We start from the raw sequence: 25,064 nt of genomic DNA, 5'->3' as shown, positions 1-25,064 counted from the left end.
CGCGCGACTTTCGGTGACCGGGATGTTCACCTCGTAGGCGCCCGGATAGTCGCACGCGATGGCGATGTCGGCACCCCAGTGCAGGCGGCCGAGGGTCACCCCGCCGAGATCGACCGTCGTCAGCGACAGCTTCGGCCGGTCGGTGCCCGACAAATCGGTCAGCTCATGGGGAAAGTACGCGTCCGCCACCGCCCGGGATGCGGCATCCCAGTCTCCGATCTCGGTCGCACTCACACCACGAGCGTACGTAGCGGAGACGCCGGTCACAGAAAGTCGCGCGATGTGTCCAGGGGCCGCGCGGATCGTCTCGGCGATCGTGTGACTGCCGTCATATGTTCTGCCTCACCCGACGAACGGCCCCGCTCGAGGGGCCTACCCGCCGAAGACACATCGAGGAGCAATACCGATGACGAGCACCCTTTCATGGATCGACGAGATCACCATGACCGAACTCGAGCGCAACCCGTACCCGGTCTACGAGCGGCTGCGGGCCGAGGCACCGGTCGCCTTCGTCCCCGTCCTCGGCGCGTTCGTCGCCTCGACCGCCGAGGCGTGCCACGCCATCGCGACGAGCGACGACTTCGAGGCCATCATCACCCCGGCCGGCGGCCGCACGTTCGGACATCCCGCGATCATCGGTGTCAACGGCGACATCCACCAGGATCTGCGCTCGATGGTCGAACCCGCGCTGCAGCCGAGCGAGGTCGACCGCTGGATCGAGGACCTGGTCCGGCCCATCGCCCGCCGCTACCTCGAGGGTTTCGAGAACGACGGCCGCGCCGATCTCGTCGCCCGGTACTGCGAACCGGTCAGCGTCCGCGCGCTCGGCGACCTGCTCGGGCTGAAGGACGTCGGCTCCGACACGCTGCGCGAGTGGTTCCACAAGCTGTCCGACTCCTTCACCAACGCCGAGGTCGACGACCGCGGTGAATTCACCGACCAGGAGCGGTTCGCGGCCGGCGACGCCGCGAAGGCGGAGATCCGCTCGATCGTCGATCCCCTGATCGACCACTGGATCGAACACCCGGACGACAGTGCGATGTCGCACTGGCTGCACGACGGCATGCCCGAGGGGCAGACCCGCGACCGCGAGTACATCTATCCCACGCTGTACGTGTTCCTGCTCGGGGCCATGCAGGAGCCGGGGCACGCCATGTCCTCGACGCTGGCGGGGCTGTTCAGCCGGCCCGAACAGTTCGAAGCCGTCGTCGACGAGCCGGGTCTGATTCCGCGCGCGATCGCCGAGGGCATGCGGTGGACGTCGCCGATCTGGTCGGCGACGGCCCGCATCGCGAGGCGGGACACCACGGTGTCCGGGGTCGACATCGCGGCAGGCACCGTGGTGATCCTGTCGTACGGCTCGGCCAATCACGACACCGGCAAGTACGACGCCCCCACCGAATACGACATGACCCGCCCGCCGCTGCCGCACCTGGCGTTCGGCGCCGGCAACCACGCGTGCGCCGGCATCTACTTCGCGAACCACGTGTGCCGCATCGGCCTCGAGGAACTGCTCGACACCATCCCCAACCTCGAGCGGGACACGAACGCCGACGTCGAGTTCTGGGGCTGGGGCTTCCGCGGACCCACCGCCCTGCACGTCACCTGGGAGGTCTAGGACATGAGCGCCACCGTCACCGTCGGCGACACCACCGTCGCGTGCGCACCCGAGCAGACCGTGCTCGACGCACTGCTGCGCAGCGGGGTGTGGATGCCCAATTCGTGCAACCAGGGCACGTGCGGCACCTGCAAGATCCGGGTCCGCTCGGGCGCCGTCGACCACCGCACGTCCCCCGAGGCGACGCTGCCCGCGACGGAACGCGACGCGGGCTTCGCCCTCGCGTGCCAGGCCACGCCGTGCGGCGACACCGTCGTCGAGCGGCCACGCACCGACGACGGCCGGGACCGGGACGCCACCCACGCGCTGCGCGACCTCGTCGGCACCGTCACCGAGGTCCGCGACATCGCCCACGACACGCGGCGGATGCTGCTCACCCTGGACACGCCGCTCGAATTCTCCGCCGGGCAGTACGTCGAACTGACCGTCCCGGGCACCGGCGTCCGGCGGCAGTACTCGCTGGCGAACACTCCGGGTGAGGCGAAGCTGCTCGAGCTGCATGTCCGTCGCCGGCCGGGTGGGGTCGCGAGCGACCGGTGGGCGTTCGGCACCGTCGCGGTCGGCGACCGTGTCGACGTCACCGGACCGCTCGGGGACTTCACGTTCGACGCGGAGTCCACCGGCCCCATGGTGCTGCTCGCGGGCGGGACCGGACTGGCCCCGATGAAGAGCATCGTCCGGCAGGCGCTGTCGCTGGATCCGCGGCGCGAGATCGTCCTCTACCACGGGGTGCGCACCGCCGAGGACCTCTACGACTCCGGCTTCTTCCGCGAGCTGGAGGCGCAGCATCCCGGCTTCCGGTTCGTCGCGTGCCTGAGCCGTGAGTCCGGCGGCGACCGCGAGGGCTACGCCCCCGACGCCTTCGTCGAGGACGTGGCGTCGGCGAAGGAGTACACGGGCTACATCTGCGGCTCCGAGGCCTTCGTCGACAACGCCGTCAAGGCGTGCAAGCGGCGCCGGATGTCGCCGCGCCGGATCCGGCGGGAGAAGTTCACCCCGGCGACGTGACCCACCCCCGGTGCGTCCTTTGGGCTGTTCCAGCAGCCCAAAGGACGCACCGGGCGTTTGGGGACTTCCTACCCTCCTGCCGAGGGTCCTAGGTAGGCCTAGGCATTTGCCTGGTGTGACTGCGGCCACATGGTGGCATGGTGGAGATAACGCGGAAACAGCCCCATTCTCCGCCGGGGCCGAGCCGACACCCTTTCTGGAGGATCCCCATGACCGAGACCCTGGACCATGTGCGCGCCGCCCTCGACGGCGCTCTCGTCGAAGACGCGGCCAGCGGCCGATACCAAGTGCGCCGCAACATCTTCACCGACGAGGAAGTCTTCGAGCTGGAGATGAAGCACATCTTCGAAGGCAACTGGGTCTACCTCGCGCACGAGAGCCAGGTTCCGAACAACGGGGACTACTTCACCACCTACATCGGTCGCCAGCCCGTCGTGATCAGCCGCGACAAGGAGGGCGAGCTGCACTGCCTGATCAACGCGTGCAGCCACCGGGGCGCGATGCTGTGCCGGCGCAAGACCGACAACCGCACCACGTTCACCTGCCCGTTCCACGGCTGGACGTTCCGCAACAACGGCAAGCTGCTCAAGGTCAAGGACCCGCGCGACGCCGGCTACCCGGAGGGGTTCAACAAGGACGGCAGCCACGACCTGACCAAGGTCGCCCGGTTCGAGAGCTACCGCGGCTTCCTGTTCGGCAGCCTGAACGAGGACGTCAAGCCCCTCGAAGAGCACCTCGGTGACGCCACCAAGATCATCGACATGATCGTGGACCAGTCCCCCGAGGGTCTCGAGGTGCTGCGCGGTTCGTCCACCTACACCTACGACGGCAACTGGAAGCTGCAGGCGGAGAACGGCGCCGACGGCTACCACGTGTCGGCGACGCACTGGAACTACGCGGCCACCACCGCGCGCCGCACCGCCGGCGAGTCGACCAACGAGACCAAGGCGATGGACGCCGGCACCTGGGGCAAGCAGGGCGGCGGCTACCACTCGTTCGAGAACGGCCACCTGCTGCTGTGGATGTGGTGGGGCAACCCGCAGGACCGCCCGCTCTTCCCCCGCAAGGACGAGCTCGCCGCAGAATTCGGCGAGAAGAAGGCCGAGTTCATGGTCGGCGCGTCCCGCAACCTCTGCCTCTACCCGAACGTGTACCTGATGGACCAGTTCTCCTCGCAGATCCGGCATTTCCGGCCGATCTCCGTGGACAAGACCGAAGTCACCATCTACTGCATCGCCCCCAAGGGTGAGAGCGCCGAATCCCGCGCCAACCGCATCCGCCAGTACGAGGACTTCTTCAACGCCACCGGAATGGCCACCCCGGACGACCTCGAGGAGTTCCGGTCCTGCCAGAAGACCTATCTCGCGTCGGCCGCCCCGTGGAACGACCTCAGCCGCGGCGCCACCCACCAGCTCAACGGACCGGACCAGGTCGCGCTGGACCTCGGCATGAAGAACGTGCTGTCGAGCGGCGTGAAGACCGAGGACGAGGGCCTGTACCCGATCCAGCACGGTTTCTGGCTCGAGAGCATGCGCAAGGCCGTCGCGGCGGAAACCGCCGAGAACGCCGCCGCCGAGCCCACCACCACGAACGAGCGCTGAGGAAGACCAGGACATGACCGCCGCAACGGAATTGACGCAGACCGACATCGAGCAGTTCCTCTACCGCGAGGCCCGTCTCCTCGACGACCGCGAGTTCGAGAAGTGGCTCGAGTGCTACCACCCGCAGGCCGAGTACTGGATGCCGGCATGGGACGACAACGGTGCGCTCACCGAGGACCCGCAGCGCGAGATCTCGCTCATCTACTACCCCAACCGCGGTGGCCTCGAGGACCGGGTGTTCCGCATCCGCACCGACCGCTCCTCCGCGACGTCGCTGCCCGAACCGCGCACCGGCCACAACATCACCAACGTCGAGATCCTCGAGCGCCGCGGCACCGAGATCGACCTGCGCCACAACTGGTTCTCGCTGTACTACCGGTACAACACCACCGACACCTACTTCGGCACGAACTTCGTGACCCTCGACGTCTCGGGCCCGCACCCGGTGATCAAGAAGAAGAAGATCGTGCTCAAGAACGACTACATCCACCACATCGTGGACGTCTACGTCGTCTGATCCACCCCCGATTCACGAAAGGAGGCACATGCCGTGAGCTTTCAGGTGGCATTGAGCTTCGAGGACGGGGTGACCCGCTTCATCAAGTGCGGACCGAACGAGACGGTCGCCGACGCGTCGTACAAGGCGCGGATCAACATTCCTCTCGACTGCCGCGACGGCGCGTGCGGTACCTGCAAGGCACTGTGCGAGTCCGGCAACTACGACGGCGGCGACTACATCGAGGAGGCGCTGACCGACGACGAGGCCGAGCAGGGATTCTGCCTGCCGTGCCAGATGGTCCCGGAATCCGATCTCGTGCTGCAGATCGCGACGACCTCGGACGTCGCGAAGACCGCGGCCGCGACGTACACGGCGACGATCACGGACCTGCAGCGGTTCTCTCCCAGCACCGTGGGCTTCACCGTCGAGATCCCCAATCGGGACGACCTGGTGTTCCTGCCGGGCCAGTACGTGAACATCACCGTGCCCGGAACGGAACAGACCCGGTCGTACTCGTTCAGCACGGGACCGAACGACCCGCAGTTGTCCTTCCTGGTGAAGATCACCGAGGGCGGCCTGATGTCCGAGTACCTGAGTGATCGCGCCCAGGTGGGAGACACCCTGCAGTTCACCGGCCCGTTCGGCAGCTTCTTCCTGCGTGAGCGTAAGCGCCCCGCCCTCCTGCTCGCCGGCGGTACCGGCCTCGCGCCCCTGCTCGCCATCCTGTCGAAGATGCAGGAGGAGGGCAGCGACCTGCCGGTGCACCTGGTCTACGGCGTCAGCTTCGACCAGGACCTGGTCGAGCTGGACAAGCTCGAGGCCTACACGCGGTCGCTGCCGAACTTCACGTTCGACTACTGCGTTTCCGATCCGGAGTCGACCGCCCCCAACAAGGGGTACGTCACCGGCCTGTTCGGGCCGAAGCACCTCAACGACGGCGACGTCGACGTCTACCTGTGCGGGCCGCCGCCGATGGTCGAGGCGGTGCGCACGCACCTGTCGAACGAGGGCATCTCGGTGACGAACTTCTACTTCGAGAAGTTCAACAACTCCGCGACAACCGGCGCCGCCGAACCGGCGCCCCGGCCCACCGAGCGGGAACTCGAAGGCGCCACCAGGGCCGCCGAGGAGACCGGCCTGCCGGTGTCCCTCGGCGCCGCCGAGCAGGTGCCGGTGGGCAACTACGAGATCGGCGAGGAGCACCCGCCCGTCACCGAATCCGACGCCCAGTTCGACGCGCGCATGGCGCTCGAACTCGGTGCGCTGGAGCTGACCATCGGCCGGCTCACCGACGCGCAGCTCGTGGAATTCCGGATTCTCGCCGAGGCGTCGACCGCATCGATCGACCACGACCGCTTCACCGACGCGGGCGCGTTCACCGACACCAACGCCGCCTTCCACGAGTTCCTGTTCCGCTGCTGCGGCAATCCCGTGCTGCTCGAGGCGTACAACCGGCTCGAGGTGACCCAGCTGATGCGCAAGGTGCTGCGCACCGCGCAGTGGGTGGACGAGCAGATTCCGCACGACCACCTGCAGATCGTGCGGGCGTTCGAACGCAAGGACCGCGCGGCGGCCCGCGACCTCATCGTCAGCCATGCCGAGCACGCCAAGGCGACGATGCGCCGCGCCATCGAGGAGTCCGCGAAGGTGGAACTCGCGTGAGTGCCCTTCTTCCGGTCGGCACCGTGTACCCGGGCCGCTTCGACGGCAGGGTCGTCACCGTCACCGGCGCCGCGCAGGGTATCGGCCTCGTGGTCGCGTCCCGCATCGCAGCCGAGGGTGGATCCGTGATCCTCGTCGACCGCTCCGAGCTCGTACACGAGGTGGCGAAGGAGTTGCGCGAGAAGGGTTTCCAGGCGCACTCCGTCACCGCCGACCTCGAGACTTTCGAGGGAGCGCAGTCCGCGATCGACGAGGCCCGGCAGCAGCACGGCCGCATCGACGTGCTCGTCAACAACGTCGGCGGGACGATCTGGGCGAAGCCGTACGAGCACTACACCCCCGAGCAGATCCAGGCGGAGGTGCAGCGGTCGCTGTTCCCGACGCTGTGGACATGCCGCGCGGTGCTGCCGTACCTGATCGAGCAACGCTCGGGCACGATCGTCAACGTGTCCTCCGTGGCGACGCGCGGTGTCAACCGCGTCCCCTACGCCGCCGCCAAGGGCGGGGTCAACGCGATCACCGCCGCGCTCGCCCTCGAGGCCGCCCCGTACGGGATCCGGGTCGTCGCCACCGCCCCCGGCGGCACCGACGCCCCCGCCCGCCGGGTAGCGCGCGGCCCCGCCGCGCAGAGCGAGCAGGAGAAGGGCTGGTACCAGCAGATCGTGGACCAGACCGTCGACTCCTCGCTGCTCAAGCGGTACGGCACGCTCGACGAGCAGGCCGCCGCGATCACCTTCCTGGCCTCGGAGGAGGCCTCCTACATCACCGGCACGGTTCTTCCCGTCGCCGGCGGCGACCTGGGGTAACACCCCAGCACCGCCACAGGCCTCACCGACAGGCCAGGGATCCCCTGCCGGTGAGGCCCTCTTTCTGCCCCGTTTCATTTGTGACCGCACTCACAGACCGGAGCCGACATGGCCGACAACACAACCGCCTGGGCAAGTCCCCGGCACCGCCGCACCGTCATCTGGGTCGTCGCCCTCGCCACGCTCGCGATCATCTTCGACGGCTACGACCTCGTCGTCTACGGGACGATCCTGCCCACACTGATGGCCGACCCCAGCCAGATCGGAGCGATCTCCGCGCAGCAGGGCGGCGCGCTGGGCTCGTACGCCCTCATCGGCGTCATGGTCGGCGCCCTGTTCACCGGCGCGTTCGGCGACCGGCTCGGGCGCCGGAAGATGATGCTGATCAACATCGTCTGGTTCTCCGTCGGCATGGGCGCCGCGGCGATGGCCACCAGCATCACCTCCTTCGGCATCCTGCGATTCTTCACCGGCATCGGCGTCGGTGGTCTCGTCGCCACCGCGGGTGCCGTGGTGGCCGAGTTCGCTCCGCCCGGGAAACGGAACCTGTTCAACGCGATCGTCTACAGCGGCGTCCCCGCCGGCGGCGTCCTCGCCTCTCTGCTGGCCATCGTGCTGCGCGACACCATCGGCTGGCGCGGACTGTTCTGGATCGGCGCGCTGCCGCTGGTGATCCTGCTGCCCCTGGCCCTGGTGAAGCTCCCCGAATCCCCGATGTGGCTGCAGGCGCGCGGGCGGACGGACGAGGCGGCCGCGGTCTGTGACAAGTTCGGTCTCCCCCTGCCCACGATCGCCCCGGCCCCGGCCGAGAAGGTCGGATTCGCCGCACTGGCCACCCGCCGCTACGCGTGGGGCACCACCCTGCTCGGCCTGATGAGCTTCGCCGGGCTCCTGCTGACCTACGGCCTGAACACGTGGCTGCCGAAGATCATGGCCGACGCCGGCTACAACGCGAAGGGCTCGCTCGCATTCCTGTTGGTGCTCAACGGCGGTGCGATCATCGGCGGCCTCCTGGCCTCCCGGATCGCCGACGGCCGCGGTCCCCAGCCGGTCATCGCCACCACGTTCGGCCTCGCCGGCCTGGCACTGATCCTCCTCACCTTCGGGTTCCCGCTCCCCGTCCTGCTGACCGCGGTGGCGATCGCCGGGGTCGGCACGATCGGCACCCAGGTGCTCATCTACGGGTTCGTCTCCAACTACTACGAGACGGCAGCGCGCGGTGCCGGTGTCGCCTGGTGCGCCGGATTCGGACGGCTCGGCGGCATCTTCGGCCCCATCATCGGCGGCCTGCTCATCGGTGCCGGGCTGAGCAACGACGTGAGCTTCTACATCTTCGCGGGCATCGCCGTGGCCGGCGCCCTGGTCACGGTGTTCGTTCCCATCCGACGGGGTGCGCAGTACGTTGCCCGAACCCCCGAAGCTGCGGCCGCGAGCCCCACTACCGTGGAAGTGTGACTCACCCCGCCATGCTGGTCGGACGTACCCGAGAGCTCTCCGAGCTCGACCGTCACCTCGGCGAGGCGCGAGCCGGTTCACCCGTGCTCGCCCTCGTCGAGGGTCCGCCGGGTATCGGCAAATCCGCCCTGGTGCAACGATTCACCGAGGTCTTGAACGGCTGGCAGGTCCGCGTGTCCGCGGGCGTCCCGTGGGAGGCGGCGCGCGCGTGGAGCACGGCCGAGCAACTGCTGCAGGCCCCCGTCACCGGACGTGATCCGGTGGAAGTGGCGCACGAACTGTTGTCCCTCGTGGACGGTCCCACCGTTCTCGTCGTCGACGACGCGCACTGGTCCGATTCCGAGTCGTTGCAGGCCCTGTCGTCCGCCGTCCGCCGCGCCCACGGCAAGCAGTTGCTCGTCCTGCTGGTGACCGTGGACCCGCTGCCGGAGGCGGTCCCGGACAGCACCCGGCAGGTGCTCGACCATCACCGCGCCCTCTCCGTGCACGTGCGGCCCCTCGGGCCGCAGGACATCGCCCAGCTGGCCCTCGCCCGCATCGGCGTGGACCTGTCGCCGTGGACCGCGCGACGGCTGTTCGAGCACACTCTCGGCACACCCCGCCCGATCCTGCAGTTGCTCGACGAGATCCCCCGCAACCAGTGGCAGCACTGGCAGGCCCGGTTCCCGGCGCCCCAGGAACGGTCGGGCGCCGTGCGCCGCACGCTGGACCACTGCCCCGCCGAGACCCGGGCACTCGTGGAAGCGGCGGCCGTGCTCGGCGGCGAAAGCACCCTGACCCAGGCCGCGGCGCTGGCCGGGCTGGCGGACCCGACCGCGGCGCTCGACGCCGCGCACACCGCCGGATTGCTCCGACGACGCGAACAGCGCGGCGCGGTCACCCTGATCTTCCCGGACCCGATGACGCGGGCCGCCGTCGCGGACGACATCGGTCCCGCCCGCTGGCGCGACCTGCACGCCCGCGCCGCCGAACTGGTCGACGACGAGGGTGCCGCCCTCACCCACCTGGTCTCCGCCACCCCCACCGCCGATGCGGACCTCGCGGACCGCCTCGATCGGTACGGCCGGCGCCGCGCCGCCGTCGGTGCGTGGTCGGATGCTGCCGAGGCACTGATCATCGCGAGTGGCATCAGTCCCGACCGCGACCAGCGCGCGCAGCGGCTGATCCGCGGCGTCGACGCCCTCACGGGCGCGGCGGACCTGCCCCAGGCGCTGACGTTCGTGCCGGCGATGGAGGCCGCGCCCGAAGGCTCCATGCGCGACGTGGTGCTCGGCTACCTGGCGATCCAGCGCGGCCGGTCGGCCGAGGCCTCCCAGCTGCTCACGCGCGCATGGCAACTGCTCCCGGACCCGGCCCGGGACCCCGATCTGGGTGCGATGATCTGCCAGCGCATGGTGCTGCATTCGCTGGCCCAGCTCGACGGCGCGGGCCTCGTCGAGTGGGCCGACCGCGCGTCGTCCCTCGTAGCTCCCGACATGCCCGCTGCCGTCGAGTCGGCCGCGATCCGCGGCCTCGGCCTGGCCATGACCGGCCGCGTCGACGAGGCACGCGCCTCGTACGCAGAGCTGTCGGAGACCTTCCGGCTCGGCGCCCAGAGCCAGCGGATCCGCATGGCGGAGGGCTGGCTCGCCCTGGCGCTGGACGAGCCGGATCGCGCCCGCGCAGAGCTCGAGAGTGCCGAGCCGACCGTCTTCCGCGGCGGCTCGATCCGGATCTCGTTGTGGGCGCAGGCGTGGCTGGCGCGCACGGAGTTCGCGCTCGGCGCATGGGACGACGCCGTGCGCACCGTCGACCGCGCGGCCGCACAGCTCGACACGGCCGGCCTGGATCTGCTTCGGCCGCTGGTGCATTGGACGGGAGCACAGGTGCACGCCCTGCGCGGGGACTGGTCGCTGGCCCGCGACCACCTGCGTCGCGGACGCGCGGGCGCCACCGACTATGCCGTCATGGTGGTGCCGTCCTGCATCGCGGCCGCCCAGTGCGCAGAGGTCGCCGCCGACTACGACGGGGTGCTGCGGCACCTCGCACCGCTCACGACCCGTCGGCGGCAGGCCTTGGTGGAACCGGGTTTCTGGCCGTGGCCGGACCTGTACGCGAATGCTCTCGTGATGACCGGACGCGTCGACGAGGCCGACGAGTTCCTCCGTCCGTTCGAGGAACTGGCCGTCTCCCGTGGGCACCTGTCCGCCCGGGCGCGGCTCGGATACGTGCGCGGACGGATCCACGGGGCACGGGGTGACATCGACGCCGCCCGCAGAACATTCGAGGACGCGCTGGCGAACCTGGCGACGCTGTCGCTGCCGTACGACCGTGCCCGCGTGAACTTCGCGTACGGGCAGACGCTGCGCCGCGCCGGACGCCGGCGGGAGGCGGACGCGGTGATGCGCACGGCCCGCGAGCTGTACGTGACGCTCGGCGCGACGTCGTACGTGCAGCGCTGCGACCGCGAACTCAAGGCCGGGGGGATGAAGGCGAACGGCGAAGATACCCGCCGGACACACATGGATCTGGCGGCGTTGACCCCGCAGGAGAAGGCGGTCGCCGCGCTGGTGGCCGCGGGCAATACCAACAAGGACGTGGCGGGCGAGCTGTTCCTGTCGGTGAAGACGGTGCAGTACCACCTGACACGGGTCTACGCGAAGCTCGGAATCCGTTCGCGCAGCGAGCTGGCCGCCCAGTTCCGGCAAGAGGAGTGAGGAAGAGATGACTGCAGTCGACGAGGAGACCTCTCCCCCGAACGACACCGACCTGCTCGAGCGGCCCGCTCGGCCCGTGACCCGGCCGCGCCGGGTGCTGCGGGACCTCGGCATCGAGTACGCGGCGAACGGCGTGATCGGGCTGGTGTTCTCGTCGACGGGGCCGGTCGCGGTCGTCCTCGCGGCCGGCGCGGCCGGCGGGCTCGGCGCCGCCGAACTGGCGTCGTGGATCTTCGGGATCTTCGTCCTCAACGGCGTGCTGACGATCGCGATGAGCATCGCCTACCGGCAGCCCCTCGGCTTCGCCTGGACGATTCCGGGCACGATCCTCGTCGGCGGGTCGCTGGGGCACCTGTCCTGGCCGGAGGTGATCGGGGCGTTCCTGGTCACCGGCCTGCTGGTGCTGGTGCTGGGGGCGTCCGGGCTGGTGCGGCGGGTGATGGAGGCGCTGCCGATGCCGATCGTCATGGCGATGGTGGCCGGCGTCTTCCTGAAGTTCGGTGTGGACCTGGTACTCGCGCTCGGTGCGGACGTCGCGATCGCCGCGCCCATGGTGCTGATGTTCCTGGCGTTGAGCGCGTTCGGCCGGATCGGCCGGTGGCTGCCGCCGATCCTCGGGGCGCTGATCGCCGGTGCGGTCGCGGTGGCGGCGTCGGGGCGTTTCTCCCCGACCCCGGGCGGAGCGGGCATCCTCGCGTCGCCGGTCTTCACCGCCCCGGTGTTCACGTGGACGGCGTTGCTGGAGTTGGTGATCCCGCTGGCGATCACTGTGCTGGTGGTGCAGAACGGGCAGGGCGTCGCAGTGCTCACGGCGGCCGGGCACCGGCCCCCGATCAACGTCACCACGATCGCGTGCGGGGTGTGGTCGCTCGGTGCCGCCTGCGTCGGCGCGGTGTCGACGTGCCTGACCGGCCCGACGAACGCCCTGCTCACCGCGTCCGGTGAGCGGAGCCGCCAGTACACGGCGGCCGTGTGTTTCGGGCTGTATTCGATCGTGTTCGGACTGTTCGCGCCGCTTTTCGTGCGGTGGATGACCGCCGCGCCGGCGGCGTTCGTCGCGACCCTCGGGGGCCTGGCGATGCTGCGGGCGCTGCAGGGCGCGTTCGTGACGGCGTTCGCCTCGAAGTACACGATGGGGGCGCTGGTGGCATTCATCGTCACCGCCGCGAACGTGACGTTCTGGAACATCGGGGCGGCGTTCTGGGGTCTGGTGGCCGGGGTGATCGTGTCGCGGTTGCTCGAGCGGGGGGACTGGACCACCGGCCGGTGACGGCGGGTGCGCGCGTGTGGGTGCGCGCACCCGCCGTGTCCCGAGCCGGTGGGTGTCAGCGGCCGAACAGCGAGCCGAAGATGCCGGAGCTCGTCTTGGGAGCGGAGTCCTGGTCGCAGGCGCATCGCTCGGCGGCGGGCACGGACTTCATCACGCTGTCGACGTGCTGGCCGCAGCCGCCCCAGCCGGTCTTTCCGCACTTGGGGCAGGTGACGGGGTAACACATGGGCGTCCTCCTCGGGGAAGCGGTCGGGGTCTATCGTCAATATACCCCATGGGGTATCAGATATGCCAGTGTGCGCATCCGCACATACGGTACGACGCAGATCGGGGACCGGGCATACCGCGAAAATCCGGCGCCGGGACGGGCGAACTGACACCCTGAGGGCCGTACCGTCCCGCCGCGCAGACAGGATCAACAACCCATGGCACGTCCGGTTCGCGTCGTCGTCCTCGGTTCCGGCTCGTGGGGCACCACCGTCGCAGGGCTGTCGGCCCGGAACACCCCGACCCTGCTCTGGTCCCGCAATCCGGACACCGCCCGCGAGATCGACGAGGAGCACCGCAACACCCGGTACCTCGGCGAGCGGACCCTGCCGGCCAACCTGCGCGCCACCTCGGACCTCCTCGAGGCCGCGCACGAGGCCGACGTGCTGGTGGTCGGAGTGCCGTCCCACGCGGTCCGCGCCACCCTCGCCGAGATCTCGAACGAGGTGCGGGCCTGGGTGCCGATCCTCTCGCTCGCGAAGGGACTCGAACCGGGCACGCGCCTGCGGCCCACCGAGGTGATCGGCGAATGCCTGCCGGGGCACCCCGTGGGGCTGCTGGCCGGGCCGAACATCGCCGGCGAGGTTGCCGACGGCATGGCGGCCGCCGCGGTGGTGGCCACGGCGGACGAACGCGTCGCGGCGGCCCTGCAGCCACTGTTCGCCTCGAAGGTCTTCCGCGTATACCGCAACACCGACGTCCTCGGCTGTGAACTCGGCGGGGTCCTGAAGAACATCGTCGCGATCGCGGCGGGCATGGCCGAGGGGCTGCGGGTCGGCGACAACACCCGGGCGATGGTGCTCACCCGGGGCCTCGCCGAGATGACCAGGCTCGGTGAGGTGATGGGGGCCAACCCGCGGACGTTCGCCGGCCTGACCGGCATGGGCGACCTGATCGCGACGTGCACGAGCCCGGCGTCCCGCAACCGCCGGATCGGCGAGGCGCTGGCGAGCGGGCTCACCCTCGAGGAGGCGGTAGCCCGGCTGGGCCAGGTGGCCGAGGGGGTGAAGACGGCACCGACGGTGATGGAACTGGCGCGCGAGTACGAGGTGGAGATGCCCATCGCCGCCGAAGTCGAGGCCGTCGTGGCCGGCCGCCGCTCCCCCGCCGACGCGTACCGGGGGCTGCGCCGGGTCACCCCGGGCAACGAGGAGGACGTGGTCTGATCGGGAAGTATCCGAGATTCTCGACCGCGTACTAGATGGCGATATAAACCCTAATTTGCCTGGTGAAGCCCGTACTTGCACACTGTTCAAGTGATCGGAACCGAAGTACTCGTCGTCGGCGCCGGCTTCGCCGGGCTCGGTGCCGCCGCACACCTGCGGCAACGCGGCCGCGACGTGCGCGTTCTCGAACGGAGCGCCGCTCTCGGCGGCACGTGGCGCGACAACACCTACCCGGGGTGCGAGTGCGACATCCATCCGGCCCTGTACTCGTACTCGTCCGCTCCCCAGGCCGTCTGGGCCCGCGGCCGCGCCACCCAGTCGGAGATCCTCGCGCACCTGCACGCGTTCGCCGCAGGGAACGGGCTCGACGACCGGATCGCCTACGGCACGACCGCAACCGGGTGCCGGTGGGACGAGACGACGGGCCGCTGGCACGTGCGCACCGACCACGGTCCGGACTACGCGGCCCGCTTCCTCGTCCTGGCCACCGGCGCCCTGAACGTCCCGCAGATTCCCCGCCTCGAAGGCTCCTTCGCGGGCCCCGCCTTCCACACCGCGCGCTGGGACCACGCCGTCGACGTCACCGGGCGGCACGTCGCCGTGATCGGCACCGGTGCGAGCGCCGCCCAGGTGATCCCGTACCTCGCCGACACCGCCGGCCGTGTCACGCTGTTCCAGCGCAGCCCCGCCTGGGTGCTGCCGCGCCGCAGGCAGCACCTACCGCTGCCGCACCGCGCGCGACGGACGGTCGAGTACTGGCGCGGCGAGGCGCTCGTCCCCGCCCTCACCGGGTCCGACCGCCGGCTCGCCCGCCTCGAGGCCCGGGCGCTGCGGCACCTGCACCGGCAGGTGCCCGACCCGGACCTGCGCCGCGCCCTGACCCCGCGACACCGGATCGGATGCAAACGGATCCTGTTCTCCGACAGTTACTATCCCGCGCTCGCCCGAGACTCCAGCACGGTGGTCACCACCCCGGTCGCGGGACTGGGCCCGCACGGTGTGCGCACCGTCGACGGTCGGGAACACGCGGCCGACGTCCTGGTGTACGCGACCGGATTCCGGGTGTCCGCCGCGCTCGCCGGCCTGCCGGTCGTCGGCCGCGACGGCCGCACCCTGCTCGAGCGGTGGGGGCGCGACGGCGCGTCGGCGCACCTGGGCACGACCGTCGCCGGGTTCCCCAACGCCTTCCTGCTCGGCGGGCCCAACACCGGCATCGGCCACACCTCGCTGCTGTTCATGATCGAGAGCCAGCTCCGCTACGTCGCCGCCGCGATGGACGCCACCGACCGGGAGGGCGTCACCGCACTCGAGGTGCGGGCGGCCACCCAGCGGGAGTTCTCCGCCGAGATGCGCCGGCGCTCGACAGGCACCGTGTGGACCACGGGGTGCCGGAGCTGGTACCTGGACCGCGACGCGGTGAACCGGTCGCTGTGGCCGGGCTCGTCCTGGCGATACCGGCTGCGCACCCGGCGGTTCGACCGGGAGAACTACACGGCCGCCGGTCCCGCACGACGGCCCTGAACGAGCGCTACACAGGTGCCTGTGCGACCCTGGTCACATGACGATCGACCACCGTACCTCGCTCTCGACCCTGCTCGACACCCGCTACTCCTGCCGGGCGTTCCTGTCCAAGCCGGTGCCGCGCGAGGACATCGAAACCATGCTGCGGATGGCGCAGCGCACCCCGTCGTGGTGCAACTCCCAGCCGTGGGAGGTCGTCGTGGCCGGCGGGGACGCCATCGAGCGGCTGCGGACCGCGGTGTACGAGCAGGCGGCGTCCGGCCATCTCGACCCGGACATCCCCGGCCCCGCCGAGTACCGCGGGGTGTACGCCGACCGGCGCCGAGGCGCCGGTTACGCCCTCTACAACAGCCTCGGCATCGCCCGCGACGACTACGCGCGCCGCACCGAGCAGATGCTCGAGAACTACCGCTTCTTCGGGGCGCCGCACGTCGCGATCGTCACGACCGACAAGGCACTCGGCACGTACGGAGCGGTCGACTGCGGCGGGTACGTCGCCACCCTGCTCCTCGCCGCGCAGGCGCTCGGCATCGCCGCCGTCCCGCAGGCCGCCGTCGCGATGGCCGCCGGTGCCGTCCGCCGCGAACTCGGTATCTCCGACGAGCGCGACATCGTGTGCGCGATCTCCTTCGGCTACGCCGACGAGAGCCACCCCGCCAACACCTGCCGCACCGACCGGGCGAGCCTGGACGACGCCGTGCGGTGGGTGGAGGAGTAACCACCCCCAGGGGTCCTGGCCCGGGGCGCCCGGGCGACGGAAGGTGGAACTCACCACCTTCCCCGCCCGAGAGGACACCCCGTGCACCGCATCGAAACCGAGGAGCTGCTCCGCCGTTGGGTACCGCGCGCCGTCGCCGGTGAACCGCACGCCGTGGGCGTGGTGGTGAGTTCCGTTCGCCCCCATGTGCTGAGCTTCTGCGCCGCGCGTATGGACGAGGGCACCCGCGCGCACACTCCGGCCGAGGACGTCACCCAGGAGGTGTGCCTCGCACTGACGCGGGCACTGCCGCGCTACCAGGATCGCGGTGCGTCGCTGCTGCGCTTCGCGTTCGGGATCGCCACGCACAAGGTCGCGGACGTCCGGCGCAAGGCTGCGCGTACCGTGACGCCGCTGCACGACGTCGCCGGCCCCGGGCCCGAGGAGGGCGTGCTCGACGAGGAGCTGCGTTCCGCGGTCCGCCGGCAACTCGCGCTGCTGCCGGAGCAGCAGCGCCGCGTGGTGCAGCTGCGGATCCTGCAGGGCTACAGCGCCGAACGCACCGCCGCGATGCTCGGCACCTCGGTCGGCGCCGTCCGCATCGCCCAGCACCGCGCCCTGCAGCGAATCCGGTTGCAGCTCAGTCGTGCTGAGCGCGCAGATACCGTCCGAAGTGCGGCACGGTGAATCCGATGAAGCCCCGTTCGGCGGAGTAGATGAGCCCCTTCTTGATGAGCCCGTCCCGCGCGGGCGACAGCGACGCAGGCTTGCGGCCGAGTTCGGCCGCGATCTTCGACGTCGCGACGGGACCGTCGTCGCCGGAGAGGTCGGCCATGGCGCGCATGTACTCCCGCTCCGCGGGGGTGGCGCGCTCGTACCGGGAGCCGAAGAACCCGACGGCGAGTTCCTCCTCGGCGGCGGGCGCGCCGACGCGCACGTCGTCGGCGGTGATGGGGCTCGTCGCCGCGACGTCCCAGGTCGCCTTGCCGTAGGCCTGGACGAAGTAGGGGTATCCGTCGGCCGTCTCGTACAGCGCGTCGAGCGCCTCCTCGGTGAAGGTCACTCCCTCCCGCTCGGCCGGCGCGATGAGGGCGATGTCGGCGGAGCCGCGGTCGAGCCGGTCGATCCGGTGGTAGCTGAACAGCCGCTCCGAGTAGCTCTTCGACGCGGAGAGCACCGCGGGCAGGTGCGGCAGCCCGGCGCCGACCACGATGAGGGGTGCGGCGTCCTGGCTGAGCTCGTGGCACGCCCCGCAGATCGCGGAGATGTCCGGTGCGCCGAGGTCCTGCATCTCGTCGACGAACAGCGCGATGCCCACGCCCACGTCGCGGGCGAGCCCGGAGGCGTCGATCAGGAGTTCGACGAGGTCGATCTCGAGGTCGCCGGTGTCGGCGCGGCCCTTGACCGCGGGGGCGTCGATGCCGGGCTGCCACCGCTCGCGCATGCCCTTGTCCGCGGTGGCCCGCAGCGCGAACGACTTGAGCACGCCGAGGAAGTACTCGACCGATTCGGGGTGTGGATGGGCCGGGGCGATCTCGCGCACCGCCATGTGCAGCGCCGACGACAGCGGCCGGCGCAGGTCCTGGTCGGGCCGGGCCTCGATCTTGCCGGTGCCCCAGCTCCGCGAGATCGCCGCGGAGCGAAGCTGATTGAGCAGGACGGTCTTGCCGACGCCGCGCAACCCGGTGAGCACGACACTGCGTTCGGGGCGGCCGCGGGCGATCCGTTCGAGCACCACGTCGAAGGCGTCGAGCTGCTTCGCCCGGCCGGCGAGCTCGGGCGGGCGCTGCCCCGCGCCGGGAGCGTACGGGTTGCGGACCGGGTCCATCGGTCGATGGTAACGGCGCCGCGCGTGGACATCGCCTCCTTGCACCGCGTGTCGCGGGACATCCCGGATGCGGACATTCGCATAATGGACTTTGACATTCGTTTGCAATAACGCGTAGATGTTCCGGCATGAAGTCCTCCCGAAGTCTCGCGCTCACCGCCGGGCTGGCCACCGTGCTCGTGGCCGGCTGCTCCACCTCCACCGCCGAGGACGCCCCCGCGGCCCCCGCCCCGACCGCTCCCGCCGAGGTCGCCGCCGCCGAGCCCCGGCTCGCCGTCACCTACGACGGCGGCATTCTCGTCCTCGACGCGAACGACCTCGACGTCGTCGCCGACCTGCCGCTCGACGGATTCAACCGCCTCAATGCCGCCGGCGACGGCCGGCACGTGTTCGTCTCCACCGCCGGCCGCTTCCGCGTCCTCGACACCGGCAGCTGGTCCGAACCCCACGGCGACCACGCGCACCACTACGCGGGCAGCGCGGCACTCACCGACGTCGAGTTCGCCGCCGCCAAGCCCGGGCACGTCGTCCGGCACGCGGGCAGGACCGTGCTCTTCGACGACGGCACCGGCCGCGTCGACATCCTCGACCCCGCGGACCTCGCCGACGGCACGCCGCAGACCAACACCTACACCACTCCGGAAGCGCACCACGGCGTCGCGGTCGCGCTCGCCGACGGCAGCCTGCTCGTCACCCTCGGCAACAGCGAGTCCCGCAACGGCATCGCCGTCCTCGACGCCGAGCGCCGGGAGATCACCCGCAACGAGCAGTGCCCCGGCGTGCACGGCGAGGCCGTCGCCGCCGACGAGGCCGTCGTGCTGGGCTGCGAGGACGGCCTGCTCGTCTACCGCGACGGCACGATCACGAAGGTGAGCGCCCCCGACCCGTACGGCCGGATCGGCAACCAGGCCGGATCCGAGGAGTCCGACATCGTACTCGGCGACTACAAGAGCGATCCGGACGCGGAACTCGAACGACCACAGCGTGTCTCGCTCACCGATACCCGGACCGGCGAGCTGCGGCTCGTCGACCTCGGCACCAGCTACACGTTCCGCTCGCTCGGACGCGGACCCCACGGCGAGGCACTCGTCCTGGGCACCGACGGAGCGCTGCACGTGATCGACCAGAACAGCGGCGCGGCGGTCCGGCGCATCGACGTCCTCGCCCCGTGGATCGAGCCCGACGAGTGGCAGTCACCGCGCCCGGCGCTGTACGTGCAGGGCCACACCGCCTACGTCACCGACCCGGCGAACAACGCGCTGCACGCGGTCGACCTCGACTCGGCCGCCGTGACGACCGCGTCGCTGCCGCAGACCCCCAACGAGATCACCGGCACCTAGGTGACCGAATGTCACATGGGTTCGATCGAACCGTACCCATGTGACATTCGGCCGGTCAGCGGGCGGCCGGGCAGCCGACCGGCGGGCAGCGGCCGGTCGGCGGGCGGCCGCGGCTCAGCGCTCGATCCTGGCCCGCAGTAGGAAGGTGTTGTAGTCCGACCACGTCGAGAGCATGAAGTACAGGTCCTCGTCCGTCGACCACGGATGGACGAACCCGCCGTACAGCTCCGGGTGTTGTTCCACGCCGACCAGCCGCGTGCTCTCCGACCACACTCCCTGGGGCGACTCGGCCTCCCGCACGACGATCGCGGCCTTGGCGGTGTCCAGGTACGTCATCTGCCAGCGGTCCGCGGCGGCGTCGTAGCGCACGGACAACTCCCCAGCGGGGCCGTGCACGACCGGCGTCGCCGCAGTGTATCCGCCGGCAGGGGTCCAGTTCCCGTCGCGCCAGTACTGGTAGGCGCCCGGCTCGAGCACCCGGTCCTCGGGCACCCGGGCCAGCGCCACCGAGCCGAGCCGGGTATTGGGGGTGCCGAACAGGTATACGTATCCGTGTGCCGGCACCGCCGCGGCCACCTGGAAGTTGGTGACGCCGAAGATGTTGTCCCACTTGGCGTACGGATCCTTGGTCCAGGTGGAACCACCGTCGTCCGAGTACGCGATGCCACCGTGGTTGGTCCACCACGTGCCGGGAATGCTGTTCCAGGTCCGGATGGACATGTACGTCAGGTACTGGCGGTCGCCGACCGCGAATCCCGACGTCGGGATCGTGGTGATCTCGACGTTGTCGAGCTTGCGGCTGCCGAGGATCTCGGCGGCATGGCACCGCGAATCCTGCACCATCGAGTCGAAGCTCATCCCGTCGGCGAGATCACGGTCGGTGGAGAAGGCCAGCACGTTGCTGCGCCAGTCGTCACCCTGCCCGCCCGGCGGATGGAAGCCCCTGCCGACGGTGTCACCGAACGCGACGGCGATCCGGCCGGGCTCCGACTCCCACATGATGCCCAGATCGGTGCCGTACACCTGCCAGCGCTTGTCGGTCCGGGTGACCGATCCGGCGCCCGTCTGCTTGGCGACGGTGGAGACCTCGACGACCCGCGGAGCCGGGAGCGCGGGCGCCTGCGGGGCGGGCTCGATCGGCGGGGTCTCGGGCGCCGGAAGCGGCGGCAGCGGCTCGGCCCCCTCGCCGGGCACCGGGATGCCGAGGTGGAAGGGACTGGGCTTCAGGGCGATCCGGGGAAAGACCGGATCCGGGGTGACCGGCTCGTCGGTCAGGTCCGGGCACGGATCGGCGCACGGGTCGACCGGCAGCGGAGGCGGATCGATCCGCACGGTCTCCGGTTCCGGCGCCGGGTACGGCACGGTGGTGATCACCGGGTACGGCACCGGGATGTCGAGGTCCTTCGGGATCAGCGACTCGTGCTGCCACGTGTCGCTCGCACACGGGCCGCTGCCGGGCACCCCGTCCGTCGCGGGCTCGGCGGGTGCGGCATGCGCCGGCGTCGCCGCCAGCACCGCAGCGAGCAGCGCGATCACCGGCGCCTGCCGTGTCATGGGTTCCCTCCCGTGCGTCACCGTGCCGGACGGCCCGGCGCCGCACAGGAGGGTACCGCCGGCGCGTCCGGGCGGCTTCCCGACGTGGATCTGCGCCTTTATATCCCTCTCTCGGAAAAGTCCGAGAAAGTCGTAGAGTTCCGAATCAACGGAACTCGTCGGGCGTGTACTCGCGGGGCTCCACCAGCACGAGCCAGTTTCCCGAGTTGTCCCGGAACACGGCCTCGACACCGTAGGGACGCTCGGACGGCGGCTGGGTGAACTCGACCCCCTTGGCCGTGAGTTCCTCGTACGTCTTGCGGCAGTCCGTGGTGCGGAGCCCGAAACCGCCCATGGTGCCGTCGGCCAGCGCGCGGCGCACCGCCGCGGCCATGTCCGGGCCCAGGGGTGGGCCGGGTACCATCAGCGTCACCTCGAGTTCCGGGTGGTCCGGGTGCGCGACGGTCACCCAGCGGAAGCCCTCACCCATCGCCACGTCCGCGGTCTCCACGAACCCCAGCGTGTCGACATAGAACTTCTTCGCCTCGTCCTGATCGGTGACATAGAGGGTGAACAGGGAGATGTTGGTGATCACAGCGTGTCCTCCGGGTCGATGGTGCGGCACCCCTCGACCGTAGATCGACGGGAACGGTGCGGGCTTCTCCCAAATTGCGCAGTTCGACGGCGGTCGCTCAGACCGTGCATGAACACCCAGCAGCCCGGGATGCGGGGCGCACCGGACTCGGCGAACGTGGCCTGATACTCGGTGGGAGTGACGCCGACCAGCTGACGGAACCGGGTGCCGAACGACCCGAGGCTGCTGTACCCGACGAGATGACAGATCTCCGTCACGGTCAGGTTCGTCGCGCGCAGCAGGTCCTGCGCCCGCTCGATGCGTCGTTCGGTGAGGTGAACCCCGGGCGTCCTGCCGTACACGGCGGTGAAGCAGCGCAGGAAGTAATACTTCGAGACCCCCGCGGCGGCGGCGAGCCCGGCGAGGTCGAGAGGTTGCGCGTATTCCCGGTCCGCGAGATCGCGGGCGCGGCGCAGGTGCGGCAGAAGCTCCTCGGGCACGCGGCGCGGCATGCGCCCAGTATCGCAAGGCCCCACTCGACAGGAATTTCTGTCCATATCTAGGAGACGTCGTAGAGATCGCGATTTCGTCTCGACTGTGCGAGGCAGGCCGTCGCACGGAATCGCCCGAACCGGACAAACCGGCCGGAAACACGGTGGGGGACCGGGCAACCCGCGCATCCGGCCCCGAAGGCAACGATTGTGTAACGTATCCGGGAGGTTCCTGTCCCGACAAGCGGAGGTGATCGTCCGTGCTGCTGTCCGAAGTCCGTGCCCGGCCCGGGTACTCCCTGCTCGTGGGGGTGGGGCTGATGGCCTCGGCGATCGTGGTCGGTGTCCACCTCGAGAACGCCGTCACCGGATACCTCATGGACCTGTCCGTCTTCCGCGACGCGGGGTGGGCATTCCTGCACCACACCCCCCTCTACACCGAGGGCTTCCACACCAACTCGGGATTCCGGTTCATCTATCCGCCGTTCGCGGCGTTCCTCTTCGCCCCGCTCCCCCTGCTCAACGCGACGTTGATGCAGGTGCTGTGGACCGCGGGATTGATCGGCCTGGTGTGGTGGGTGCTGAAGGTCTCGCTCGACCGCATGGACGTCCGTCGCGCGAACGTGGTCGCGACCGCCGCGCTGGGCGTGGCGCTCTGGCTCGAACCCATCCGGTCCAACTTCCTGTTCGGGCAGATCAACATCATCCTCATGGCCCTGGTCGTCGCCGACGTCCTCGGTGTGATCCCGCAGCGGTTCCGCGGCGTCGGGATCGCGCTCGCCGCCGCGATCAAGGTGACCCCCGCCGCGTTCGGTGTGCTGTTCCTGCTCCGTCGGGACATGCCGTCCGCGGTGCGCGCCTTCGGTGCGTTCCTCGCCGTCGCAGGCTTCGCGTACTGGCTGCGCCCGGAATCCTCCGTGTACTTCTGGACCACCGAAGCCTGGGCCACCGACCGGGCCGGCGACCAGGACTTCTTCCGCAATCAGGCGCTCAGCGGCCTGCTCGCCCGGCTCGGCCTCGAGGGCCACGCGTACACCGCGGCGTGGCTCGCGGGCGTCGCGCTCGTCGTCGGAGCGGCGCTCTGGGCCGCCCACCGCTTCACCCGGGCCGGCGAGCACGTCGTCGCCCTCGGGGTGATCGCGCTGGCGACCCTGCTCGCGGCTCCCATCGCAGTCACGCACCACTGGGCATACAGCGTGCTGCTCGTCGCGGTCGCGCTGGCTCCCCGGTACCGCTCGTGGTGGCCCGTGCTGTTGCCGGCCACGCTGGTCTTCCTCGTCGGACCCAACTACCTGCTCGAGGACACCTCGACGCACGGCTGGGTCGAGTCGGCCATCCAGCAGACCCTCGGCAACGCGCAGTGCGTCACCGGTCTCGCGGTGCTCGTCGCCGCGGTCGTCGCGGCACGTTCCCGCCGCCCCGACGCGGTCCCGGCGCCGGTCGGCGCTCGCACCGCTCAGCTCCAGAACGCCCCGGCCAGGACGTAGATCGCGGTTCCGGCCACGGTGCTCAGCGCCGCGCTGCGCCGCCACAGGTGCACCGCGACGGTTCCCGCCAGGCCCAGCACCGCCGGTAGCCACGTCGCCGGCCCGACGTCGCGCAGGGTGTACATCACCAGGATGACCATCACGCCGGCCGGCATGGCGGCGCCGAGGTACCCCACCACGTCCGACTCCCGCAGCCGGGCGAGCGCGGCGAACGGCGCCGCCCGCAGGCCCACGGTGACGAGGAACATCACGATCAGGGCAGCGACGACGTAGCCGGCGTCCGGTACCGGCTCAGGCACGGGCCACCTTGTTGCGGTAGACGAACCGCACCAGCAGGCACGCGACGAACAGTCCCAGTGAGATCACCAGCATGCCGTCCTTCGACACGGCCGCCCCGACGAGGCCGCACACCACCGCGAGAGCCGAGGCCGGCAGGTCCCGCCCGAGGCGGAAGGCGTCGAGCGCGAGCACGGCGAACAACGCGGTGAGGGCGAATTCCAGGCCCGACAGCCCCGCCGGCAGCGCCGCGCCGATCAGGGCGCCGGCGGTCCCGGAGGCGACCCACAGCAGCTGGCAGGTCGCCGCGACCGTCAGCATCCGCGGGCCGGTCAGCTCGTCGCGGTGCTTGGTGGCGACGATGGCATAGGTCTCGTCCGTGAGGGCGTAGACACCGTACGCCCGGCCGAGCCGGCTGCGGATCTTCTCCAGGGGGAACGACAGCCCGTAGAACACGTGCCGGAAGTTCACGAGCAGGGTCGCCGCGGCGATCGACGCCACCGGCGTCACCGCACCGATCAGGCCGACGGCGAGGAACTCCATCGAGCCCGCGTAGATCACCGTCGAGAAGACGGGCGCCCACCACCAGTCGAAGCCCGCCTGCGTGAGCACGACCCCGAACGCGAGGCCGAGCGGGATCAGGCCGAGACCGACCGCCCAGGAGTCGCGGACACCCGTGCGGATCTCGGGGAGACGGCTACCGGACACGGCTCCAGGCTATGGGGTGCCCTGTTCGACGGCCGCACCAGGACTCTGCGTTCTTCCTCCGAGAACCCGCCCCAGATTCCGTGCCGTTCCCCGGCCTCGAGCGCGTGCCGGAGACACTGCGTCCGCACAGGACAGGATTGGCAGATCCGCTTCGCGGCACGAACCCGGTCGGTGCGCGCCTCACCCCGTTCGTTGTCCGGATGGAAGAACGTCGCGGCATCGGCGTCCCGGCAGGCGGCGTGCAGCTGCCAGTCCCAGGACTCCGTGATCGCCGGGGGCAAGGTCAACAGCTTGGGCGCGGGCATGATTCTCCCTTCTCTGGGCGGCTTCGCCGGTGCGTCCTCGAGGCGGTGGGGGCCGCCCGAGGGACTCACGTGCGGCGGAGGCGCCGGATGGTGCGGACGAGGGTGTCGGTGGAGGTGTCGCCGGTGTCGGGGTCCGCCGCGCCGGTCAGGGCCGGTGCCAGGGCCAGGGCCTGGGTCTTGCCGAGTTCGACGCCCCACTGGTCGAACGAGTCGATGCCCCAGATCACGCCCTGGACGAAGGTCTGATGCTCGTACA

General features: G+C 70.4%; 23 protein-coding genes and 2 pseudogenes. 15 read left to right on the top strand and 10 right to left on the bottom strand.

The genetic code is table 11. From position 1 onward, the window contains the following. Window positions 1-267 (bottom strand): annotated as a pseudogene (locus AIIKEEIJ_RS30060) (AraC family transcriptional regulator); the annotation flags it as partial. Between the two features lie 139 nt (window positions 268-406). On the opposite strand from AIIKEEIJ_RS30060, the gene AIIKEEIJ_RS30055 reads away from it, so the two are divergent. From AIIKEEIJ_RS30055 to AIIKEEIJ_RS30015, 9 genes are all read left to right on the top strand, one after another. Continuing rightward, on the top strand, window positions 407-1,618 hold the full coding sequence (locus tag AIIKEEIJ_RS30055) for a cytochrome P450 (protein ID WP_161997207.1): 1,212 nt from the start codon (window positions 407-409) through the stop codon (window positions 1,616-1,618). A gap of 3 nt (window positions 1,619-1,621) precedes the next feature. Then, window positions 1,622-2,626 carry a 2Fe-2S iron-sulfur cluster-binding protein gene (locus AIIKEEIJ_RS30050; RefSeq protein ID WP_161997206.1) on the top strand — a complete coding sequence of 335 codons (1,005 nt, stop codon included), beginning with the start codon at window positions 1,622-1,624 and terminating at the stop codon, window positions 2,624-2,626. Between the two features lie 209 nt (window positions 2,627-2,835). Further along, a complete protein-coding gene (gene benA / locus AIIKEEIJ_RS30045) occupies window positions 2,836-4,227 on the top strand; it encodes a benzoate 1,2-dioxygenase large subunit (RefSeq protein ID WP_006946209.1) in 1,392 nt (463 codons plus the stop codon). A gap of 13 nt (window positions 4,228-4,240) precedes the next feature. Continuing rightward, window positions 4,241-4,744, top strand: a complete 504-nt coding sequence (gene benB, locus AIIKEEIJ_RS30040; protein WP_043801243.1) for a benzoate 1,2-dioxygenase small subunit — start codon at window positions 4,241-4,243, stop codon at window positions 4,742-4,744. A 33-nt stretch (window positions 4,745-4,777) separates the two neighbouring features. Next, complete coding sequence (benC, locus tag AIIKEEIJ_RS30035; protein ID WP_161997205.1) at window positions 4,778-6,388, top strand: benzoate 1,2-dioxygenase electron transfer component BenC; 1,611 nt, start codon at window positions 4,778-4,780, stop codon at window positions 6,386-6,388. After that, window positions 6,385-7,194: a 1,6-dihydroxycyclohexa-2,4-diene-1-carboxylate dehydrogenase gene (locus AIIKEEIJ_RS30030; protein ID WP_161997204.1), complete on the top strand. Its 810-nt coding sequence runs from the start codon at window positions 6,385-6,387 to the stop codon at window positions 7,192-7,194. The genes benC and AIIKEEIJ_RS30030 overlap by 4 nt, the downstream gene beginning before the upstream one ends. A gap of 108 nt (window positions 7,195-7,302) precedes the next feature. Continuing rightward, window positions 7,303-8,649: an MFS transporter gene (locus tag AIIKEEIJ_RS30025; protein ID WP_006946218.1), complete on the top strand. Its 1,347-nt coding sequence runs from the start codon at window positions 7,303-7,305 to the stop codon at window positions 8,647-8,649. 11 nt (window positions 8,650-8,660) lie between these two features. Then, window positions 8,661-11,345, top strand: coding sequence for an AAA family ATPase (locus AIIKEEIJ_RS30020; RefSeq protein ID WP_161997208.1), 2,685 nt, complete (start codon window positions 8,661-8,663; stop codon window positions 11,343-11,345). A 7-nt stretch (window positions 11,346-11,352) separates the two neighbouring features. After that, entirely contained in the window at window positions 11,353-12,615 is a 1,263-nt protein-coding gene (locus tag AIIKEEIJ_RS30015; protein ID WP_161997203.1) for a benzoate/H(+) symporter BenE family transporter, read from the top strand. 55 nt (window positions 12,616-12,670) lie between these two features. Here the strand turns inward: AIIKEEIJ_RS30015 and AIIKEEIJ_RS32750 are convergent, their stop codons facing one another. After that, entirely contained in the window at window positions 12,671-12,841 is a 171-nt protein-coding gene (locus tag AIIKEEIJ_RS32750) for a hypothetical protein (protein WP_167666173.1), read from the bottom strand. Between the two features lie 199 nt (window positions 12,842-13,040). On the opposite strand from AIIKEEIJ_RS32750, the gene AIIKEEIJ_RS30010 reads away from it, so the two are divergent. From AIIKEEIJ_RS30010 to AIIKEEIJ_RS29995, 4 genes are all read left to right on the top strand, one after another. After that, the gene (locus AIIKEEIJ_RS30010) at window positions 13,041-14,048 is read left to right on the top strand and encodes an NAD(P)H-dependent glycerol-3-phosphate dehydrogenase (RefSeq protein WP_006940963.1); all 1,008 of its coding nucleotides are present in this window, start codon (window positions 13,041-13,043) and stop codon (window positions 14,046-14,048) included. Window positions 14,049-14,138: 90 nt separating this feature from the next. Continuing rightward, entirely contained in the window at window positions 14,139-15,569 is a 1,431-nt protein-coding gene (locus tag AIIKEEIJ_RS30005) for an FAD-dependent oxidoreductase (protein ID WP_161997202.1), read from the top strand. Between the two features lie 37 nt (window positions 15,570-15,606). Next, window positions 15,607-16,287, top strand: coding sequence for a nitroreductase family protein (locus AIIKEEIJ_RS30000; RefSeq protein WP_161997201.1), 681 nt, complete (start codon window positions 15,607-15,609; stop codon window positions 16,285-16,287). 81 nt (window positions 16,288-16,368) lie between these two features. Then, the gene (locus AIIKEEIJ_RS29995) at window positions 16,369-16,953 is read left to right on the top strand and encodes a sigma-70 family RNA polymerase sigma factor (RefSeq protein ID WP_029546522.1); all 585 of its coding nucleotides are present in this window, start codon (window positions 16,369-16,371) and stop codon (window positions 16,951-16,953) included. Here AIIKEEIJ_RS29995 and AIIKEEIJ_RS29990 read toward each other — a convergent pair. Further along, a complete protein-coding gene (locus AIIKEEIJ_RS29990; RefSeq protein ID WP_029546523.1) occupies window positions 16,907-18,094 on the bottom strand; it encodes an AAA family ATPase in 1,188 nt (395 codons plus the stop codon). The two genes, AIIKEEIJ_RS29995 and AIIKEEIJ_RS29990, sit on opposite strands and share 47 nt — an antisense overlap. Window positions 18,095-18,222: 128 nt before the next feature. On the opposite strand from AIIKEEIJ_RS29990, the gene aztD reads away from it, so the two are divergent. Continuing rightward, the gene (aztD, locus tag AIIKEEIJ_RS29985) at window positions 18,223-19,434 is read left to right on the top strand and encodes a zinc metallochaperone AztD (RefSeq protein ID WP_161997200.1); all 1,212 of its coding nucleotides are present in this window, start codon (window positions 18,223-18,225) and stop codon (window positions 19,432-19,434) included. 114 nt (window positions 19,435-19,548) lie between these two features. Here the strand turns inward: aztD and AIIKEEIJ_RS29980 are convergent, their stop codons facing one another. The 3 genes from AIIKEEIJ_RS29980 to AIIKEEIJ_RS29970 form a co-directional block, all read right to left on the bottom strand. Continuing rightward, window positions 19,549-20,988, bottom strand: coding sequence for a DUF4185 domain-containing protein (locus tag AIIKEEIJ_RS29980; protein WP_161997199.1), 1,440 nt, complete (start codon window positions 20,986-20,988; stop codon window positions 19,549-19,551). A gap of 145 nt (window positions 20,989-21,133) precedes the next feature. After that, window positions 21,134-21,562, bottom strand: a complete 429-nt coding sequence (locus AIIKEEIJ_RS29975; RefSeq protein WP_006940919.1) for a VOC family protein — start codon at window positions 21,560-21,562, stop codon at window positions 21,134-21,136. Further along, on the bottom strand, window positions 21,559-22,053 hold the full coding sequence (locus AIIKEEIJ_RS29970; RefSeq protein ID WP_161997198.1) for a helix-turn-helix domain-containing protein: 495 nt from the start codon (window positions 22,051-22,053) through the stop codon (window positions 21,559-21,561). The genes AIIKEEIJ_RS29975 and AIIKEEIJ_RS29970 overlap by 4 nt, the downstream gene beginning before the upstream one ends. A 239-nt stretch (window positions 22,054-22,292) precedes the next feature. Between AIIKEEIJ_RS29970 and AIIKEEIJ_RS29965 the strand changes: the two genes are divergently transcribed. Next, window positions 22,293-23,519 carry a glycosyltransferase 87 family protein gene (locus AIIKEEIJ_RS29965; RefSeq protein WP_161997197.1) on the top strand — a complete coding sequence of 409 codons (1,227 nt, stop codon included), beginning with the start codon at window positions 22,293-22,295 and terminating at the stop codon, window positions 23,517-23,519. Here AIIKEEIJ_RS29965 and AIIKEEIJ_RS29960 read toward each other — a convergent pair. From AIIKEEIJ_RS29960 to AIIKEEIJ_RS29945, 4 genes and pseudogenes are all read right to left on the bottom strand, one after another. Then, a complete protein-coding gene (locus AIIKEEIJ_RS29960; protein WP_161997196.1) occupies window positions 23,489-23,818 on the bottom strand; it encodes an AzlD domain-containing protein in 330 nt (109 codons plus the stop codon). The genes AIIKEEIJ_RS29965 and AIIKEEIJ_RS29960 overlap by 31 nt on opposite strands. Then, entirely contained in the window at window positions 23,811-24,503 is a 693-nt protein-coding gene (locus AIIKEEIJ_RS29955; RefSeq protein ID WP_006940908.1) for an AzlC family ABC transporter permease, read from the bottom strand. Before AIIKEEIJ_RS29955 ends, AIIKEEIJ_RS29960 begins: the two co-directional genes overlap by 8 nt. Beyond that, window positions 24,434-24,808, bottom strand: coding sequence for a WhiB family transcriptional regulator (locus tag AIIKEEIJ_RS29950; protein WP_037201217.1), 375 nt, complete (start codon window positions 24,806-24,808; stop codon window positions 24,434-24,436). Before AIIKEEIJ_RS29950 ends, AIIKEEIJ_RS29955 begins: the two co-directional genes overlap by 70 nt. A gap of 65 nt (window positions 24,809-24,873) precedes the next feature. Next, window positions 24,874-25,064: pseudogene (locus tag AIIKEEIJ_RS29945) on the bottom strand (glucose-6-phosphate isomerase); the annotation flags it as partial.

Origin of the sequence: Rhodococcus sp. YH1 (assembly GCF_009939605.1) — a bacterium.
Taxonomy (GTDB): Bacteria; Actinomycetota; Actinomycetes; order Mycobacteriales; family Mycobacteriaceae; genus Rhodococcus; species Rhodococcus aetherivorans.
This window is presented reverse-complemented; position numbering and strand designations above follow the sequence as displayed.

Excerpts from the sequence above, each read along its gene's own strand:
- AIIKEEIJ_RS30055 (WP_161997207.1), top strand. The coding sequence starts at position 407 with ATGACGAGCACCCTTTCATGGATCGACGAGATCACCATGACCGAACTC.
- AIIKEEIJ_RS30050 (WP_161997206.1), top strand. The coding sequence starts at position 1,622 with ATGAGCGCCACCGTCACCGTCGGCGACACCACCGTCGCGTGCGCACCC.
- benA (WP_006946209.1), top strand. The coding sequence starts at position 2,836 with ATGACCGAGACCCTGGACCATGTGCGCGCCGCCCTCGACGGCGCTCTC.
- benB (WP_043801243.1), top strand. The coding sequence starts at position 4,241 with ATGACCGCCGCAACGGAATTGACGCAGACCGACATCGAGCAGTTCCTC.
- AIIKEEIJ_RS30025 (WP_006946218.1), top strand. The coding sequence starts at position 7,303 with ATGGCCGACAACACAACCGCCTGGGCAAGTCCCCGGCACCGCCGCACC.
- AIIKEEIJ_RS30020 (WP_161997208.1), top strand. The coding sequence starts at position 8,661 with ATGCTGGTCGGACGTACCCGAGAGCTCTCCGAGCTCGACCGTCACCTC.
- AIIKEEIJ_RS30015 (WP_161997203.1), top strand. The coding sequence starts at position 11,353 with ATGACTGCAGTCGACGAGGAGACCTCTCCCCCGAACGACACCGACCTG.
- AIIKEEIJ_RS32750 (WP_167666173.1), bottom strand. The coding sequence starts at position 12,841 with ATGTGTTACCCCGTCACCTGCCCCAAGTGCGGAAAGACCGGCTGGGGC.
- AIIKEEIJ_RS30010 (WP_006940963.1), top strand. The coding sequence starts at position 13,041 with ATGGCACGTCCGGTTCGCGTCGTCGTCCTCGGTTCCGGCTCGTGGGGC.
- AIIKEEIJ_RS30000 (WP_161997201.1), top strand. The coding sequence starts at position 15,607 with ATGACGATCGACCACCGTACCTCGCTCTCGACCCTGCTCGACACCCGC.
- AIIKEEIJ_RS29990 (WP_029546523.1), bottom strand. The coding sequence starts at position 18,094 with ATGGACCCGGTCCGCAACCCGTACGCTCCCGGCGCGGGGCAGCGCCCG.
- aztD (WP_161997200.1), top strand. The coding sequence starts at position 18,223 with ATGAAGTCCTCCCGAAGTCTCGCGCTCACCGCCGGGCTGGCCACCGTG.
- AIIKEEIJ_RS29980 (WP_161997199.1), bottom strand. The coding sequence starts at position 20,988 with ATGACACGGCAGGCGCCGGTGATCGCGCTGCTCGCTGCGGTGCTGGCG.
- AIIKEEIJ_RS29970 (WP_161997198.1), bottom strand. The coding sequence starts at position 22,053 with ATGCCGCGCCGCGTGCCCGAGGAGCTTCTGCCGCACCTGCGCCGCGCC.
- AIIKEEIJ_RS29950 (WP_037201217.1), bottom strand. The coding sequence starts at position 24,808 with ATGCCCGCGCCCAAGCTGTTGACCTTGCCCCCGGCGATCACGGAGTCC.